Genomic DNA, 17,189 nt, shown 5'->3' with positions numbered 1-17,189 from the left:
GGTAAGGTAGGGAAAACACATGGTTTCTCGTGTCATACCCGTTGACCCGTTCGATCTGGTCATTTTCGGCAGTACCGGCGATCTTGCGCAACGCAAGATCCTTCCGGCGCTGTTCCGAAGGTTCTGCTCGGGGCAATGGCCCGATGACGTGCAGATCATTGGTGCCGCCCGCGCGGTTTACGACCGGGATGCGTTCCGGGATATCGTCGCCGAATCGTTGCGCACTCACGCGGCTAAGCAGTGTCAGGACGCCGATGCGCTGAGCACGTTCCTTCAGCGGGTGGACTATGTTCCTTTGGACGCGCTGTCGGATGAGGGGTGGGACCTGCTGGCGGAAAAGCTGACCGTCGATAGGGTGCGGGCGTTCTATTTCTCGGTCGGACCGCGCCTGTTTGGTCCATTGGCCGAAAGCATCAAGTCGCACAAGCTGGCGACCAAGCAGACGCGCATTGTCGTGGAAAAACCCTTCGGTCACGATCTGGAAAGCGCCCGGGCGTTGAATGCAACGCTGGCCAGGCATTTCTCCGAAGGACAGATTTACCGGATTGATCACTACCTGGGCAAGGAAACCGTCCAGAACTTGATGGCCGTGCGGTTCGGCAATATGCTGTTCGAGCCGTTGTGGAACAGCCAATACGTGGATCACATCCAGATTACGGTTGCCGAATCCGTTGGTATCGACGGACGCGAGGAGTATTATGATCGCGCGGGTGCCATGCGCGACATGATGCAGAACCACCTGATGCAACTGCTCTGTCTGATCGCGATGGAGCCTCCGGCCAAGTTCGACCCGGATGCGGTGCGTGATGAAAAGCTGAAAGTGATCCGTGCGCTGGACCCGGTTGAGCCGCATCATATCGTACGCGGCCAGTTTGAAGGCGACGGCCCCAGCTATCGCGAGGTCGTGGGTAACCCGCGATCAACGACCGAAAGCTATGTGGCGCTGAAGGCGCATATCAGTAATTGGCGGTGGGCGGGCACGCCGTTCTATCTGCGCACGGGCAAGCGGTTGGTGGCGCGGTCCTCGGTGATCAACGTGATGTTCAAGGATGCGCCGCATTCGATTTTTGGCGCAGATGCCGGGCGCCATGCCAACGTGTTGTCGATCCGTCTGCAACCCAATGAAGGCATCACGCTGAAGGTGACGATCAAAGAGCCGGGTCCGGGTGGTATGCGTCTGGTTGACGTGCCCCTGGACATGAGTTTTGCCGAGGCGCTGGGACCGGAAAATCAGGACCCGCCAGACGCTTATGAACGACTGGTGATGGATGTGATCCGCGGTAACCAGACCCTGTTCATGCGGGGGGATGAGGTCGAGGCCGCCTGGGCCTGGACCGACCCGATCATCGCGGGCTGGCAGGCGCGCGGAGATGTCCCCAAACCCTATGAAAGTGGCAGCACAGGCCCGGGCGACGCCGAGCTGCTGATGAAACGAGACGGTCGCCGCTGGCAAGGGATAAACCCATGAAACTACAAGAATACGCCGACAGGGATATGCTGGCCATCGACGTTGCAAACGAGTTGGCGGGCGAGCTGGAATCGGCCTTGCTGCATCATGACGTGGTCTCGATGGCGGTTCCGGGAGGCACCACGCCCGGCCCGGTTTTTGACGTCCTGTGCGCTGCAAATCTGGAATGGGACCGGGTGCGGGTTCTGCCCACCGATGAACGCTGTGTGCCCGGCGACCATGAGCGTTCGAACGAACGCCTGATCCGGGAGCGGTTGCTGACCAACCGCGCCGCGGCAGCGCAGTACATCCCCCTTTATGTTCCCGGCGAAGAGCCGGAGGATGTGCTGCCCGAACTCGAAAGCCTGATTGCGCCGATCCGCCCCTTGTCGGTTGTCGTGCTGGGGATGGGCGAGGACATGCACACCGCGTCCCTGTTCCCGGGCATGGATGGGCTTGAGGCTGCGCTGGACAGCCATGCGCGCCCGCTGGCGGTGGCGCGGACTGACGTACAGCCGGAACCGCGGATCACGCTGACCGCTCCGGTGCTGGACGGCGCCTTGTCGAAACATCTGATCATCTTTGGGGCGGCCAAGCGCGATGCGCTGAATCAGGCCATGTCCCTGCCACCGGAAGAGGCCCCCATTGCGGCGGTGCTCAGTGGCATGACGGTTCACTGGGCGGAGTAGACGTGATGCAACTGGACAGACTCTCCGCCCTGGCCGACGAACGGAAAGATCAGACCATCCTTGGCCTGTTTGACGGCGATGCGAACCGGGCCGGGGCGTTCTCGGCCTCGACCGGTGATCTGCTGTTTGACTACTCGAAAACTCGGATTGACGCGGATATCCGGGACGCTCTGATCCAGCTGTGCGATGCGGCCGGACTGGCCGAACGGCGCGAGGCGATGTTCTCAGGCGAAAAAATCAACGAGACCGAAGGGCGTGCTGTGCTGCATACGGCGCTGCGTAATCTGGACGGCGGCCCGGTCGAGGTTGACGGTCTGGACGTGATGCCCGACGTGCTGGACACGTTGCAGCGGATGCGGGTCTTTGCCGAAGAGGTGCGCGGCGGCGCGATCATCGGGGCAGGGGGCAGTTTTACCGATGTGGTGAATATCGGCATTGGCGGTTCCGATCTGGGGCCGGTTATGGCAACCCATGCATTGGCCCCGTATCACGACGGCCCGCGGCTGCACTATGTGTCCAATGTGGACGGCGCCCATATCGCCGATACGCTGCGCCAGCTTGATCCAACGCGGACGCTGGTGATCGTGGCGTCCAAGACCTTCACCACCATCGAGACCATGACCAACGCCCGTACCGCGCGGGCGTGGATGGTGGATGGCGGAGGCGATCCTGCCATGCAGTTTGCCGCTGTGTCCAGCGCCGTGGACAAGACCGAATCCTTCGGCATCCCCGAAGATCGCGTGTTTGGCTTTGCCGATTGGGTCGGTGGGCGCTACTCGGTCTGGGGGCCTGTGGGTCTGCCGGTGATGATCGCTGTGGGTTCCAATGCCTTCGACGCCTTCCTGCGCGGCGGGGAGGCGATGGATGTGCATTTCCGGGCCGCGAACTGGGCTGAAAACATGCCGGTGATGCTGGCCTTGGTTGGCATCTGGCATCGGCAGGTTTTGGGCTGCACCAGCCGCGCGGTTCTGCCTTATGACCAACGCCTGTTGCGCCTGCCGGCTTATTTCCAACAGCTTGAGATGGAATCGAACGGCAAGTCCGTCGCGATGGATGGCAGTTCGCTGACCATGCCCTCTGGTCCGGTGGTTTGGGGTGAACCCGGCACCAATGGTCAGCACGCGTTTTATCAACTGATCCATCAGGGCACCGATGTGATCCCCTGCGAGTTCATGGTCGCCGCCGAAGGGCATGAGCCCGAACTGGCCCACCACCACCGCCTGCTTCTGGCCAATTGCCTGGCCCAGTCAGAGGCACTGATGCGCGGCCGTTCACTGGACGAGGCCCGGCAGCGCATGGCCGACAAAGGCCTGCAGGGCGACGAGTTGGAACGTCAGGCCCGCCACCGCGTGTTCCCGGGCAACCGGCCGTCCTCGACCCTGATCTATCCGAAGCTGACACCATTTGTGCTGGGCCAGATCATTGCCATGTATGAGCACCGCGTGTTTGTCGAAGGGGTGTTGCTGGGGATCAACTCATTCGACCAGTGGGGCGTGGAACTGGGCAAGGAGCTGGCAACTTCGCTTGGCCCAATTGTGGATGGTGAGGAAAACGCGGAGGGCAAGGACGGCTCGACCGCGGCGTTGGTCGCCTACGCGATGCGTCACCGGGATTAGGTCCGGGTAAACCCACGGCCTGCCGCAACGGCAGGCCGCATTCTTTTATTGTCAGAAAATTAAATGATTGGCAGGATTTCCCCCAAGCAATAGCCTTAACAACCCGGGCAGTCGTGAAAACCGGGAACGGCAATAATTGGTGCCGCCACACGGAGGCGGGGCCACCAAAGGGAGGATGCCCATGCTGGGACAGATGATGACGCAGCCTTTGCTGATCTCGTCGCTGATCAATCACGCCGACAAATACCATGGTCAAACCGAGGTTCATTCGGTTGAAACCGATGGTTCGGTGACCGAGACAAACTGGGCAGAAATTGCGGTCAACGCGCGAAAACTGGCCTCGGCGCTGACTAAACTGGGGTTGGAGCCACAGGCGCGGGTCGGGACCCTGGCGTGGAATAACCGGCGGCATCTTGAGGTTTATTTTGCCACGTCGGGCGCAGGGTTCGTCTGTCACACGGTCAACCCGCGCCTGTTCCCCGAGCAGCTGACCTATATCATCAACCACGCGCAGGATCGGGTGCTGTTCTTTGACGCGACCTTTATCCCGTTGGTTGCGGCGTTGCAGGAGCATCTGACCGAAGTACAACATTTCGTCCTGATGGGGCCGCGGAATGAAGACGCGGTTACCCAGATCCCCGGTGTTCAATTCTATGACGAACTGATCGAAACCGGCGATGCGACCTTTCAATGGCCCAGCTTTGACGAAAACACCGCGTCCAGCCTGTGCTACACCTCGGGCACGACCGGCAATCCCAAGGGGGTGCTGTATTCGCACCGCTCGACTGTGCTGCACAGTTTCGGGTCGAACACCCGTGATGTGATCGGGTTCTCGGCGATGGACGTGGTGATGCCCGTGGTCCCGATGTTCCATGTGAATGCCTGGGGGTCGCCCTATGCCTGCGCCATGTCGGGCTCTCGCTTGGTGCTGCCGGGGCCGGACCTGCATGGTGAGGCTTTGGTGAAGCTGATCGATACATATGGCGTTACCCTGGCCTTGGGAGTGCCGACAATCTGGCAGGGGCTGTTGGCCTATGCCGCGCAGTCCGGCACTACGCTTGCCAGTCTTGAACGCACGGTTATCGGCGGGGCCGCGTGCCCGCCGTCGATGATCGAAACCTTCCGCGAAACTTATGGGGTAGACACCGTCCACGCCTGGGGCATGAGCGAGATGAGCCCGCTGGGCACTGCAAACCAGCCCTTGGCCAAACACCGCGACCTGCCAGTGGACGAGCAGCACAGGCTCAGGGAATGCCAGGGGCGGCCGTGTTATGGTGTCGAGTTGAAGATCGTGGACGATGACGGCAATGACCTGCCGCATGATGGCGAAACTCAGGGCGATCTTTTGGTGCGCGGGTACTGGGTGCTGGACAGCTATTTCAAGATGCAGGATCAGGAGTTGTTGCAGGATGGCTGGTTTGCCACCGGAGACGTGGTCACGCTGAACCCCGACGGGTACATGACCATCCGCGACCGCTCGAAAGACATCATCAAATCCGGGGGTGAGTGGATCAGTTCGGTTGAGTTGGAAAACATCGCCGTCGCACATCCCAAACTGGCGACGGCTGCTGTTGTTGGCGTGCCGCATCCGAAATGGGACGAACGCCCCTTGTTGGTCGCGGTCAAAGCCGAAGGGGAAGAGCCGACCGAAGAAGAGATTCTGGCGTTCTACGACGGCAAGATCGCCAATTGGCAGGTGCCGGATAAAGTGGTGTTTGTCGATGCGTTGCCCTTGAACGCTACGGGGAAGGTCCTGAAACGAAATCTGCGTGCGGATTTCGAAGGCGCCTTGACGGGCTGATCTTTAAAACAAGGGGATATGGCTCCGGCGGTAGGGATCGAACCTACGACCAATTGATTAACAGTCAACTGCTCTACCGCTGAGCTACGCCGGAACGGTTCGCGCCGTATAGCAACCTGTTTCTGCGGCGTCCAGAGCGGGTCTCAAAATTTTTTAGGAAAAGTTCCCCAGCCGAAAATCTGCGTCCTTGCAGCCACGCTCGAGATCACATTCGAAGACTGTGTCGAGTGGAGTATTGGAACAACCAAACACCCTGGAAGACCTTGGGTTGCTTTATGTTTGGCCAGTAACCGCCCTTGGCGCCAAACACTCGGCATAGGCCCGAAAAATACTCCAGTTGCTTTCATTGTGGCGGGATGATTTGCAGTATAAAAATTCGAAGACCTGCCATTTGGCTAGCGCTTTGGCGTCAGGTGTAAATCGCTAAGGAATCTGGAGAGCGAATTGAAAACAGCTGAAATCGAAAAACCTGTTTTGACCATGCCTGAAGATGCCCAACAAGCCCTTCGCGAACATTACGAGGGGGCTTCTGTCATCCTTGAATACGGGTCGGGCGGCTCAACCGTGGTGGCCGCAGAGATGGAGGCAAAAACTGTTTTTAGTGTCGAAAGCGACCGGAGATGGGCCCGCAAAATGCGACGTTGGTTTCAGGAAAATCCACCCAACACAGGAACTGAGGTCAGCATTTCGTGGGTAAATATCGGCCAAACCAAAAAATGGGGTTTTCCCGCAAACCGTGACAGGGCGGATTTGTATCCAAGGTACCCTTTGTCAATTTGGCAAAGTGAAGGGTTCAAGCACCCTGATGTCGTTCTGGTCGATGGTCGTTTCCGAGTTGGTTGTGCTTTGGCTACAGCATTCAGTATTAAACGCCCCGTAACGCTTTTGTTTGACGACTACGGAGATCGTCCGCGAATGCAAGTTATTGAGGAATTCCTGAATAAGCCCGAACTTGTTGGTCGTATGGCGATATTCAAAGTAGAACCCCTTCAGATTCCGGCTGAGAAGCTTATTCGTATCATTCGTTTGTTATCAATGCCCTAGGGCGGATACCTCAGGCGTTTTTCTGAATTTGAATAGGCTTTTCCAGTAAGTAGGCTATCGTGAAACGCACATGAGTGCCGCCTGTCGATTAGTATGAACTCATACCCAAAGTGGGTGACGCACAGAAGGTCGGTTTACGGGTTGTTTCTCCAAAAAACCTTACGCAAGACAATCGTATTCTGCGAAAAAAAACTGAGTATCCAATGGAGGATTTTGGCTCCGGCGGTAGGGATCGAACCTACGACCAATTGATTAACAGTCAACTGCTCTACCGCTGAGCTACGCCGGAACTGAGGGGCGTATAACAACCCGGATTTTCGCCGTCCAGAGGGGAATGTGACGTTTTCCCAAAAAAGTTCCGCGCGCTCAGGCTTGCCTGTGAAAACGGGTCGTGGCGGATAGCGATCCATCTGTGGCGACCATCGATTTTCCAAGCAGATCAATCAGATGCGCGAAAACGTTTCTTTCAGCGGCTGGCAAAAGCGCAGCTGGAGTTTCCACATAGATGCGTTCGGCCAGATCACGTGCGGTGCCCGGTTGATCATCGAGGGCCGACAGAATCTGTGCTTCGCGCGTCAGGCGGTGATTGATCAGCCAGTCCAGCCGCGCGGCGGGGTCGGGAATCGGGGCACCGTGACCGGAGTGGAACACCGACCAATCGCGCGTCCGCAGGCGATGGCAAGCAGCCATGAAGTCCGTCAGGTCTCCGTCCGGGGGTGAGACCAGTGAGCTGGCCCAACCCATGACGTGATCGCCGGTGAAACAGACCTCGCCCCAGCCCAAAGCGATGTGGTTGCCCAGGTGCCCGGGGGTGTGAATCACCTCAAGCTGCCAGCCATCGCCGGTGATCTGCGCGCCGTCGGGCAGCTCGACATCCGGGCGGAAAGCGGTGTCGATGCCTTCGCCGCCGCCCGCCAACCCGCCTTGCGCCAATTCTGTCATCACCGCGCTGCGCCCGGCCTCGGGTCCGCCAAAGGCCAGAACCGGCGCGCCGGTGCGCTCGGCCAGTGGGCGCGCCAGTGGCGAGTGGTCCAGATGGCTGTGGGTGACGATGATATGGCTGATGCGCTGGCCGGGCTGCACGGCGTCCAGAATCGCCCCCAGATGCGCATCATTGAGCGGCCCAGGGTCTATCACCGCCAGATCGCCGGTTCCCAAAAGATAGGTATTGGTCCCGCGATAGGTCATGGGCGACGGATTCGGGGCCAGAATGCGGCGCAAACCCGGTTGCAGTTCAACGGCTGGGCCGGCGGGTGGGTTGAAATCGTCAGGGGCCTGCATTCTGTGCTCTTTCTCTTGTCGTAACAGCCCGTTAGGTTTAGCGCATGTCCGCGCAATGGCTCAAACCCTATATGCCGCGCAGCCTCTATGCCCGTGCTGCGCTGATACTGGTTCTGCCAGTGGTCGTCCTGCTATTGGTGGTGGGTGTCGCGTTCCTGCAAAAGCACCTTGAGGATGTCACCGCACAGATGACCCGGGCGGCCTCGCGCGAGGTGATGCTTGTGGTCGACGAGGTGAATGCAACCGAAACCCAACAACAGGCACTGGCGGCTGTCCGACCGGATTTGCAGGCGCTGGATATGAATGCACGGTTTCTGGACATCAACGAAGAGCCGATGGTCGGGCAGCGCCGCTGGTACGATTTCATTGCACCTCAGGTTGAGGCGGACCTGCGCGCCTTGCTGCCGGATCTTGCCGCGGTTGCCCTGCCCAGCGGGCAGGAGGCGCGCGTGTACATGCAGACCGACCTTGGCCTGCTGCAGTTGACCTTTGATCGCCGCCGCCTGTCTCCGGTGGCACCACATCAGCTGATCGTGACGATGCTGTTTTTTGCGATCATCATGACCTCGATTTCGTTCCTTTACATGCGCAATCAACTGCGTCCGATCACCCGTCTAGCCGAGGCCGCGCAGGCCTTTGGTCGGGGCCGGGTGGTGCCGTATTCCCCCGGCGGTGCCATCGAAGTACGCGCGGCGGGCAGTGCATTTCTGGACATGCGCGCCCGTATCGAGCGCCAGATGGAGCAGCGCACCATGATGCTGTCAGGGGTGAGTCACGACCTCAGAACCCCTCTGACCCGTTTGAAACTGGGCCTGTCGATGCTGCCCGAAGATGAGGCCGCGCCGCTGCAACAGGACGTCGATGAAATGCAGTTGCTGCTGGATGCTTTCCTTGAGTTTTCCCGTGGTGCCGCCGAAGGATCACCCGAATCCGTTAATCCCGAATCCTTTTTGCAGCAGATCGTCAAGGATGCGCGCCGCGCGGGCTATGCGGCTGATCTGATCTCGGTTGAAGGGGAAGGGACCGCTATGCTGCGCCCCACCGCCATTCGGCGCGCGGTGGAAAATCTGATCGGAAATGCTGTGCGATATGGCAAACGCGCCGATGTCAGCCTGTCGATCACACCGAAATCCGTGCGTATTCGGGTCGAGGACGACGGGCCGGGCATTCCGCCCGATCAGCGGTCCGAGGCGGTGAAACCGTTTTCGCGCCTCGATCCAGCGCGCAATCAGAATCAGGGCACCGGTGTCGGGCTGGGCCTTGCGATCGTTTCAGATATAGCGCGCGCGCATGGTGGCGTGCTGCGCCTGAGCAAGAGCGAGCGTCTGGGTGGCCTCTGTGCGGATATCATCATAGGTCGCTGACGTCCCGACGGTCACCGAAGTCCGGCAGTCGATTTTTGCAGGGCAACGATCAGGGCGTCCCGTGTCCGGGCCAGTTCAGCCTGGGACTTCCCGGCGGCTTCGGCTTGAACCCCATTTGTCAGAACGCTGGTGACTCCGTCGGTCAGATGAACCTGGCCCAGATCGTCCCACCAGCCGTTGAAGGTGTCCGTGAAATGCTCGCAGAAGGCCTGCAGCCCGCCTTCTCCGGCACCGAGGTTGAACAGCATGGTCGGTCCCATGGCCGCCCAGCGTAGACCGGGTCCGGCCCAGACGGCCTTGTCCACATCTTCGACCGATGCGACGCCCGAGATCACCAGGCTGATCGCCTCGCGCCAGATCGCGGCCTGAAGGCGGTTGGCGACATGGCCGGGAACTTCTTTGTGCAGGCGGATCGTGGTCTTGCCGACGGCCTGATAGAAGCGCTCAGCCGCATCAACCACGCCATCAGCGGTGCGGTCATTGCCCAATACCTCGACCAGAGGGATCAGGTGCGGTGGGTTGAACGGATGGCCCAGAACGAACCGCGCTGGATCTTTCCAGCCTGGCTGCATCTGGCTAAGCGTCAGCCCCGAGGCGGAGCTGGCGACGATGGCGTCGGGCGAAAGCGCGGGTTCGATCTCGGCAAAGGTTGCGTGTTTGATCGGCAAGCGCTCGGGGACGTTCTCCTGAACAAAGGCGGCCCCTTCGACCGCGCGGGTGGCGTTGGAATGAAAGGTGATCGCGTCCGGAGTGCCGTGTTGCGTCAGTCCGAGTTCTGTCATCGTCGGCCATGCGGTTTCGATGTAGTCGCGGACCTTGCGTTCGACGTCCGGGTCCGGGTCGAACATTGCCACCGACCGGCCCGAAGCCAGAAACAGCGCCGCCCAACTGGCGCCGATCACGCCGCCACCAAGGCAAGCCGTATGTTGAAACTCCATCAGAACAATCCCGGATTGAGGGGAGAGGCCGCAGTCATGCCGCCATCCATTGTGAACAGCTGGCCGGTGGCAAAGCTGGCCTCGTCCGAGGCCAGCCAGACGGCCATGCTTGCTATGTCCTCTGGTCTGCCAAAGCGGCGCATGGCATGGCGGGCCAGGGCGTCCCGTTTTGCAGCCTTGGGGTCAGTGGCCAGTTCAAAACCAGCCTCCAGCATCCCCGTTTCGATCCACCCCGGGCAGATCGCGTTGCAGCGTATACGGGGGCCGTGATCGACGGCTATGGACCGGGTTAACCCGTGCACAAAGGCTTTGGAGGCGTTGTAAAGCGCCATCGACGGGTCCGCGACCGTGCCCGAGATTGAGCCGATATTGATGATCGAGCCGCCCTCGGACATCTGGGGGATATACGCACGGCAGAGGTTGAAGACGCCTTTGCAGTTTGTGCCGATCACCGCGTCCCAATCGGCGTCCGTGCTTTCAGCCACGGTCTTTTCAACCTGAACGCCCGCATTGTTGACCAGAATGTCCGTGCCGTCTGTCGTGTGGGCCAGTTCTGCGACAGCTTCGGCGTCGGTGACATCCAGCGAATACCAGATGACGCTGTCCGCCAGGTTATCTGGGCGTGGGCCGCGACCACAGGTCGTGACGGCCGCACCTTCGCGCAGGAAGGCTTCGACAATCCCGCGCCCGATGCCTTGGCGGCCGCCGGTAACCAATGCTCGTTTCCCAGCCAGCCGCATCAGTGCGCCACCATCACATGCCGCACGGATGTGTATGCGTCCAGCGCATAAACCGACATGTCACATCCGGTGCCCGAGCCCTTCATCGCGGCCCAGGGCATTTCCGCCGCAGGCATCCCATGCGTATTCACCCAGGTCATGCCATAGCGTAGTTGAGCGGTCATTTTCATCGCCGTTGATACATCCTTTGTCCAGACAGACGAGGCCAGACCATAGCGCCCGGCATTGGCGGCCCGCAGCGCGTCTTCGGCCCCGGAAAAGCGCGACAGGGTGACGACAGGTCCGAACACCTCATTGCACGCGATCTCGGCATCATTGTCGACATTGACCACGACGGTCGGCTGGTAGAAAAATCCGGGGCCGTCTGCGACCTGTCCGCCGACGGTGACCTCGCAACTGCTACGGGCGCGGTCGACGAAACCCGCAACGCGGTCCCTTTGGGCGGCAGAAACAATGGGACCCATTTCGGTGCCGTCGGCCTTGGGGGCACCGATCCTGATCTGGCTGACCTGATCCGAGACGGCAGCGACAAGCTTGTCGTACATCCTGTCCTGCACCATCACCCGGCAGGGTTGGGCACAATCCTGGCCCGCATTGAAGTACGAGCCATAACGGATCGTTTCCGCCACCGCGTCGATGTCAGCATCGTCGAACACGATTACCGGGGCCTTGCCTCCAAGTTCCAGATGCACGTGGCGGATCTGGTTCGACGCCGCCCGCATCGCTGCCATTCCGGTGGCGGGTGAGCCGGTGATCGAAATGCCCTCGATCTGCGGGTCGTTGATCAGCTTGTCCCCGACCGAAGCGCCACGACCATGCACCACATTCAACACGCCCTTGGGCAACACATCGGCCAGCAGTTCGGCCAACCGTAACGTGGCCAGAGGGGTGATCTCGGACGGTTTCATGACGATGGTACAGCCCGCCGCGAGCGGGGCCGCGATCTTCCACGCAGCCATCATCAGCGGATAGTTCCACGGCGCGATTGAGGCGACCGGGCCAATCGGGTCCTTCCGGATCATCGAGGTATGACCCGCGGCGTATTCCCCGGCCACGGAACCGGTCACGGTGCGCGCGGCTCCGGCCATGAAGCGGAACGTGTCGATGGTCAGCGGCATCTCCTCGTCTCGGGCCATGGGCCAGGGTTTGCCGACATCCAGCGTTTCCAACTCGGCCAGTTCTTCGACGTTTTCTTCGATCACATCGGCAATTGCGTTGAGATATCCGGCCCGATCTGCGGGCGTGGTAAGGCAATAGGTTTCAAACGCTTCATGCGCTGCACGTGTCGCGGCCTCAACCTGTTCCGGCGTGGCCTCGGGCACCTGTGAGACGGTAGCTCCGGTCGCCGGATCCAAAACCGAGAGGGGTTCGCCATCGCCGGCGACCATCTCTCCGTTGATCAGCATCTTTGTTTGCATGTCTTCCCCCATCGGCCCGGGTTTCTCAAAGCTTCATCTGCTGAACCTGCGCGCTTAGCCCGCCGTCCAGAACCCATAGTTGGCCGCTGGCGTAGCGCGCCTCGTCCGAGGCCAGCCAGTTGACCAGATTGGCGATGTCGTCCGGCGTTCCGTAGGTGCGCATCGGGTGCACATCGCGTACGGCCTGCTGCAACTGGTCGATGGTCTTGCCACCACCGCCCGAGCCGTCGCCGGTGAAAAAGCTCTGCAACATGGGGGTATCAACATAGCCGGGGCAGATGGCGTTCACGCGAATACCTTCGGGGCCGTGATCGCAGGCCATCGCTTTGGTCAACGCATGAACCGCGCCCTTTGTGGCGCAATAGGCGGCAAGCCCGGGATCTGCGATGAAGCCGTCATAGCTGCCGAAATTGATGATCGAGGCCGTGCTGCCCTTAGTCGCCTTCCGCATTAACGGCAGCGCATGTTTCGAAGTCAGGAACGTGCCGGTGACGTTGACCGCAAAGGACAGGTTCCATTCTTCCAGCGTGGTCTCCTCGATGGTCTTTTCGATCTCGATCCCTGCGGCGTTGACCAGAATGTCCAGTTGGCCTGCGTTCTCGGCGACTTGTTCCATCGCCGCAATAGCGTCGGATTCTTTGGTCACGTCGAGTTTGACGAAGATGCTGCCGTCATCGTCATGCGTGGCCAAAGACCCTTCGGGCGTCAGATCAGCTGCATAGACCCGTGCCCCTTCGCGCAGGAACCGGGCCACGATAGCGCGCCCAATCCCTCCGCGCCCACCTGTGACAAGCGCTGTTTTGCCGTCCAGCATCATTTGTTGGTCTCCTTCAAAGGCGGATAGCGATAGCGTTTGGCCGCAACGGTCCAATCCATGTGATTGCGCACGTAGTCCTGAGAGGCGTCACGCGGCGGGTTGTAGTCCCAGCTTTCCCCCGATTTGGCCTCCATCGCGGCGTGCAGAGCGCGGCGGGACTTTTGCGTGGCAATCACATCTGCGCGCAGTTTCTCGCTGTTCCACCGGCGCGCGACTTCTGTGGCAAAGCCCGCGGCCTGTGTCGCATAGTCTGGGTCTTCAGCTCGATTGACCGTTTCCAAGGGGTCGACAGCCAAGTCATACAGCTGTGGCGGGTCCGGGTCGCAATGGATGTATTTCAGCGACCCGCGCCGGATCATGAACACAGGGTAGGGGGTCATCTCGGCACAGTATTCGCCTATGGCCTCGTCAACCGGATCGGAGTCTCCGCGCGCCAACGCCATCAGGGAACGGCCATCCACGGGTTCTCCGAACATCGCCTCGCTGCCGCCGGCAAAGTCGACGAAGGTCGGCAACAGGTCGATCAGCGAACAGGTGTTCGATGCGGTGCCGTGCGCGACGCCCGGACCAGCCATGATCAGCGGCACGCGGGCAGAGTGTTCGAAGAAGTTCATCTTGTACCACAGCCCACGCTCGCCCAGCATGTCGCCGTGGTCGGCGGTGACGATGACGATAGTGTTGTCCAGCTCTCCGATATCGCTCAGCGTCTTCACCATCGCGCCCAGCTTGCTGTCGAAATAGCTGACATTGGCCAGATAGGCGCGACGGGCGCGGCGGATTTCCTCTTCGGTCAGAGGGACATAGCTGGCTTCAATTCCGTCCATCACCAGGCGCGAGAACGGGTCCTGTTCTTCGGGCGTCAGGGTGAATTCCGGCATCGGTACGTCGTCGTCTGAATAGAGGTTCCACCATTCCGGTTTGGCCACGTATGGATCATGCGGGTGGATGAAGCTGGCGACCAAACAGAATGGCGCTTCATCTCCGGCGGACCGGTCGCGCCCGCGATCGATCAACCAGCGGCGGGCGGCAAATTCGACCTCGTCATCGTAATCGGTCTGGAAGGTGGCGATGGCCTCGCCGCTTTCCTTGACCGTTTGCATGTTGTGATACCACTTGTCGATGCGCTCGTCCGGGGCCTCCCAATCCGGGGTCCAGGCAAAGTCCGAGGGGTAGATGTCGGTGGTCACGCGATCCTGAAACCCGTGTTTCTGGTCTGGGCCGACAAAGTGCATCTTGCCCGACAGACAGGTGCGATAGCCCAGGGTCTGAAGGTAATGCGCGAAGGTGGGAACCGAGGCGCGGAACTCGCTGGCATTGTCATAGGCGGCGATCCGGCTGATCAATTGCCCCGACATGAAGGCAAACCGCGACGGCGCGCAGAGTGGCGAGTTGCAATAAGCCGCGTCGAACCGCATTCCGCGCGCGGCCAATGCGTCCATGTTGGGTGTTTTCACCGTTGGATGGCCGTAAGCGCCGCAGAATTGCGGCGCCAACTGGTCGGCCATGACCACAACGATGTTCGGCCGTGTCACGGCGCGGCCTGCTTATAGGCGTCCAGCACCAGCCCATGGAAGTGATGCACCGCATGTTCCGATTTGCCCGAGCCGTTCGGGTCATGCACGATGCGGCCTTGGGTGAAGGCAGGTGAGCTCATACCGCGCTGAACGCTTTCAACAATGTCGATATCCTCGCGCTGCAGCACCTCGTCGAGATAGCGGATCGCCTCCAGTTCAGCCGCATCCGGCTTGGGTGTTTCGAGGAAGAAATCATAGGTTTCCAGCGTCCGGTCCGGGCCAACCGGGATGATGTTCAACACGATCATCGACGACCGCCCCGGATAACGCATCAGGCAGGTTGTGGGCCACAGCCACCAAACCGCATGGGTGCGCACTGTGGCGTTCGACACGTCATAGGCGGTGTTCGCGCCTTTGCCTGCCTCGGCCATGTGGCTGGAATAGATGCCGTAGGTCGTCACCTTATAGGTGTCCATGTCGACCAGATCGCAGAAGTCCTTATGAGCGGTCGGGCAGTGGTAGCATTCCAGAAAATTGTCGACGACGTTCTTCCAATTCGACTTGATGTCATATGTCAGCCGATGGCCGAAAGTGAGTTCCTCGATATCAGGCGCCCAGTGGCGGATTTCGGTCTCGAGATTGCCGGAAACCTCGCGCAAAGGCCGCGCGTCGGGGTCGAGATTGACATAGATAAAGCCCGCAAACTCCTCGACCTGCACCTGATCCAGGCAGATGTCCTTGGTGTTGAAGTCGGTCAGGCTCTCGGTTTCAGGCGCGCGCACCAACTGGCCGTCCAGTTTGTAAACCCAAGCGTGGTAGGGGCACATGATGCGCGTGGTTTCGCCTTCACCTGACAACAGGTGATGGGCGCGGTGTTTGCAGACGTTGTAGAAGGCGCGCAGCGTACCTTCGCGGTCTCGTACCACGGCAACGGGTCGGTTTGCGATCTCAACCGTCACATAGGACCCCGGCGTGCGGAGCCTTTCGACATGGCACACCCATTGCCATGTCTTGGCCAGGATTTCGTTCAGGTCCACCTGATGCCATGCCGGGTCTACATAGGCCTCGGCCTTCAGGGATTGGGTGTTGAACGGGTCGGGGCTGAACCCGTCGGATATCCGGTCGAATTGCTCTTTGGACGGCAGCGCGCTCATTTTTTGGGCTCCACATAACGCGTCCGGGTTTGGCCCGGAGGGTTGGCTTGCTGAAGCTATGTTCCTCGGAAAAGAAGCGAAACGCTTAACTTTTTACGCCATCGGGTAAACTTTTTGCGCCGCCTGGTAAGATCAGGCTTTGGGCTTACGATGCATTGGCCAGGCACGGTATTCGAACGGCACGCGCCCCTCGGTCCGGTCCTGGCTGGGGGGCAGGCCGAAGCGGTCTTTGTACGCCCGACTGAAATGAACCTGACTGGCAAAGCCCGATGCCATTGCAACCTGTGCAATCGGCAGTTCGGTCTGCGTCACCAGCCCGCGCGCCCGATCCAGCCGGATGTCGCGATAATACAGGGCAGGGGTTTTCTTGATGTAGGTCGCAAACAGCCTGTCGAGCTGGCGATGCGAGACCCCGGCCTGTTCGCAGATGTCGGGTATAGACAGCGGGTCCTCCAAATGCGCCTCCATCACTTGAATGGCCGTCTTCAAGGTGGCCGGGACCAGCGCGCCCAGTGGCTCACTGCCTTCTGGTTGTTGCATGGCGGCGGGGCCGCGAAGGCGGTCGTGGAAGATATATCGCGCGGCCGCGTTCGCAAGGGCACTGCCATGGATGCCTTGTACAATCTGTAGCGCAAAATCCACCGAGGCGCCTCCTCCGCAGCAGGTGATCCGGTTGCCGTCCAACGCATAGAGATTCTCGACCACTTCAATATCGGGGTAAAGCTCCTGAAAGGCGTCGATATGTTCATAATGGACGGTGGCGCGCCGTCCTTTCAGCAACCCGGCCTGCGCCAGTACGAATGCGCCTGTGTCCAACGCGCCCAGCGTGGTGCCGGACCGCGCCCATTGGCGCAGGACGCTGCCAAGCCGATCAGTCAGATGTTTCTCGGGATTCCAACTGGTCGAAACGATGGCGATGTCGGGCGGCTCGGGGCCGAGATCATGCTGGGCTTGCGTTTCAATGCCGGCCCCGTTGCTGGACACGCACAGCCCACCGGTTTCCGACACGAACTCCCATCTGAAATAGGATCGACCGTCCAGATAGTTGGCAGCCCGAAACGGATCGATGAACCCCATCGTGGCTGACATGTTAAAGCTGGGCGCGACGATGACAACAAGACGGGTCGTGGGTTGAATTGCCTCAACCATGTCCGAATGACCTCGCTTGTTGCTTCTCTGGATCAAGAAGAAAGCGATCTACGCGGGTGAAGCAAGATCAGATATGGTGCGATGTTTTTGAAGAGGCAGGGATTTGGTAGGCCCGGCAGGACTTGAACCCGCAACCAAAGCGTTATGAGCGCTCTGCTCTAACCAATTGAGCTACAGGCCCGCCTGAGCGCTTTGAGTACCACGGTGAACGCCCGCG

14 protein-coding genes and 3 tRNA genes are annotated in these 17,189 nt (G+C 60.1%); 6 read left to right on the top strand and 11 right to left on the bottom strand.

From position 1 onward, the window contains the following. Positions 1–19 precede the first annotated feature (19 nt). The 4 genes from zwf to GOX88_RS03585 all read left to right on the top strand — a co-directional run bounded on the left by zwf (position 20) and on the right by GOX88_RS03585 (position 5,553). A complete protein-coding gene (zwf, locus tag GOX88_RS03600; protein ID WP_170399293.1) occupies positions 20–1,468 on the top strand; it encodes a glucose-6-phosphate dehydrogenase in 1,449 nt (482 codons plus the stop codon). Then, positions 1,465–2,136: a 6-phosphogluconolactonase gene (gene pgl, locus GOX88_RS03595; protein ID WP_170399290.1), complete on the top strand. Its 672-nt coding sequence runs from the start codon at positions 1,465–1,467 to the stop codon at positions 2,134–2,136. Before zwf ends, pgl begins: the two co-directional genes overlap by 4 nt. Before the next feature lie 5 nt (positions 2,137–2,141). Next, complete coding sequence (pgi, locus tag GOX88_RS03590; RefSeq protein ID WP_170399287.1) at positions 2,142–3,752, top strand: glucose-6-phosphate isomerase; 1,611 nt, start codon at positions 2,142–2,144, stop codon at positions 3,750–3,752. 181 nt (positions 3,753–3,933) lie between these two features. Next, complete coding sequence (locus GOX88_RS03585; RefSeq protein WP_170399284.1) at positions 3,934–5,553, top strand: long-chain-fatty-acid--CoA ligase; 1,620 nt, start codon at positions 3,934–3,936, stop codon at positions 5,551–5,553. A gap of 19 nt (positions 5,554–5,572) precedes the next feature. Here the strand turns inward: GOX88_RS03585 and GOX88_RS03580 are convergent. Further along, a tRNA-Asn gene (locus tag GOX88_RS03580) sits at positions 5,573–5,647 on the bottom strand. A 350-nt stretch (positions 5,648–5,997) separates the two neighbouring features. Here GOX88_RS03580 and GOX88_RS03575 point away from each other — a divergent pair. After that, positions 5,998–6,597, top strand: coding sequence for a hypothetical protein (locus GOX88_RS03575; protein ID WP_254443271.1), 600 nt, complete (start codon positions 5,998–6,000; stop codon positions 6,595–6,597). Positions 6,598–6,811: 214 nt separating this feature from the next. Here GOX88_RS03575 and GOX88_RS03570 read toward each other — a convergent pair. Together GOX88_RS03570 and GOX88_RS03565 are read right to left on the bottom strand one after the other, a co-directional pair. Then, positions 6,812–6,886 (bottom strand) — tRNA-Asn (locus tag GOX88_RS03570). Positions 6,887–6,963: 77 nt separating this feature from the next. Then, positions 6,964–7,878 (bottom strand): MBL fold metallo-hydrolase, encoded by a 915-nt coding sequence (locus GOX88_RS03565; protein WP_170399281.1) that lies wholly within the window; start codon positions 7,876–7,878, stop codon positions 6,964–6,966. 44 nt (positions 7,879–7,922) lie between these two features. On the opposite strand from GOX88_RS03565, the gene GOX88_RS03560 reads away from it, so the two are divergent. Beyond that, on the top strand, positions 7,923–9,242 hold the full coding sequence (locus tag GOX88_RS03560; protein WP_170399278.1) for an ATP-binding protein: 1,320 nt from the start codon (positions 7,923–7,925) through the stop codon (positions 9,240–9,242). An 11-nt stretch (positions 9,243–9,253) separates the two neighbouring features. On the opposite strand, the gene GOX88_RS03555 is transcribed toward GOX88_RS03560, so the two are convergent. The 8 genes from GOX88_RS03555 to GOX88_RS03520 form a co-directional block, all read right to left on the bottom strand. Beyond that, positions 9,254–10,180: a 3-hydroxyacyl-CoA dehydrogenase NAD-binding domain-containing protein gene (locus GOX88_RS03555; protein ID WP_170399275.1), complete on the bottom strand. Its 927-nt coding sequence runs from the start codon at positions 10,178–10,180 to the stop codon at positions 9,254–9,256. Further along, positions 10,180–10,920 (bottom strand): SDR family NAD(P)-dependent oxidoreductase, encoded by a 741-nt coding sequence (locus GOX88_RS03550; RefSeq protein WP_170399272.1) that lies wholly within the window; start codon positions 10,918–10,920, stop codon positions 10,180–10,182. The genes GOX88_RS03555 and GOX88_RS03550 overlap by 1 nt, the downstream gene beginning before the upstream one ends. Then, positions 10,920–12,338 carry an aminobutyraldehyde dehydrogenase gene (locus GOX88_RS03545; protein ID WP_170399270.1) on the bottom strand — a complete coding sequence of 473 codons (1,419 nt, stop codon included), beginning with the start codon at positions 12,336–12,338 and terminating at the stop codon, positions 10,920–10,922. Before GOX88_RS03545 ends, GOX88_RS03550 begins: the two co-directional genes overlap by 1 nt. Positions 12,339–12,363: 25 nt before the next feature. Then, on the bottom strand, positions 12,364–13,155 hold the full coding sequence (locus tag GOX88_RS03540) for an SDR family NAD(P)-dependent oxidoreductase (protein WP_170399267.1): 792 nt from the start codon (positions 13,153–13,155) through the stop codon (positions 12,364–12,366). Next, entirely contained in the window at positions 13,152–14,687 is a 1,536-nt protein-coding gene (gene betC / locus GOX88_RS03535; protein WP_170399264.1) for a choline-sulfatase, read from the bottom strand. The genes GOX88_RS03540 and betC overlap by 4 nt, the downstream gene beginning before the upstream one ends. Further along, positions 14,684–15,823, bottom strand: coding sequence for an aromatic ring-hydroxylating oxygenase subunit alpha (locus GOX88_RS03530; RefSeq protein WP_170399261.1), 1,140 nt, complete (start codon positions 15,821–15,823; stop codon positions 14,684–14,686). The genes betC and GOX88_RS03530 overlap by 4 nt, the downstream gene beginning before the upstream one ends. A 132-nt stretch (positions 15,824–15,955) precedes the next feature. After that, a complete protein-coding gene (locus tag GOX88_RS03525) occupies positions 15,956–16,972 on the bottom strand; it encodes a GlxA family transcriptional regulator (protein ID WP_170399258.1) in 1,017 nt (338 codons plus the stop codon). A gap of 104 nt (positions 16,973–17,076) precedes the next feature. Continuing rightward, positions 17,077–17,153 (bottom strand) — tRNA-Ile (locus GOX88_RS03520). Positions 17,154–17,189 lie beyond the last annotated feature (36 nt).

Origin of the sequence: Ruegeria arenilitoris (genome assembly GCF_013030985.1) — a bacterium.
GTDB lineage: Bacteria > Pseudomonadota > Alphaproteobacteria > Rhodobacterales > Rhodobacteraceae > Ruegeria > Ruegeria arenilitoris_B.
Note: the sequence above shows the minus strand (reverse complement) of the source record. Positions and strands in the feature narration are given on the sequence as shown.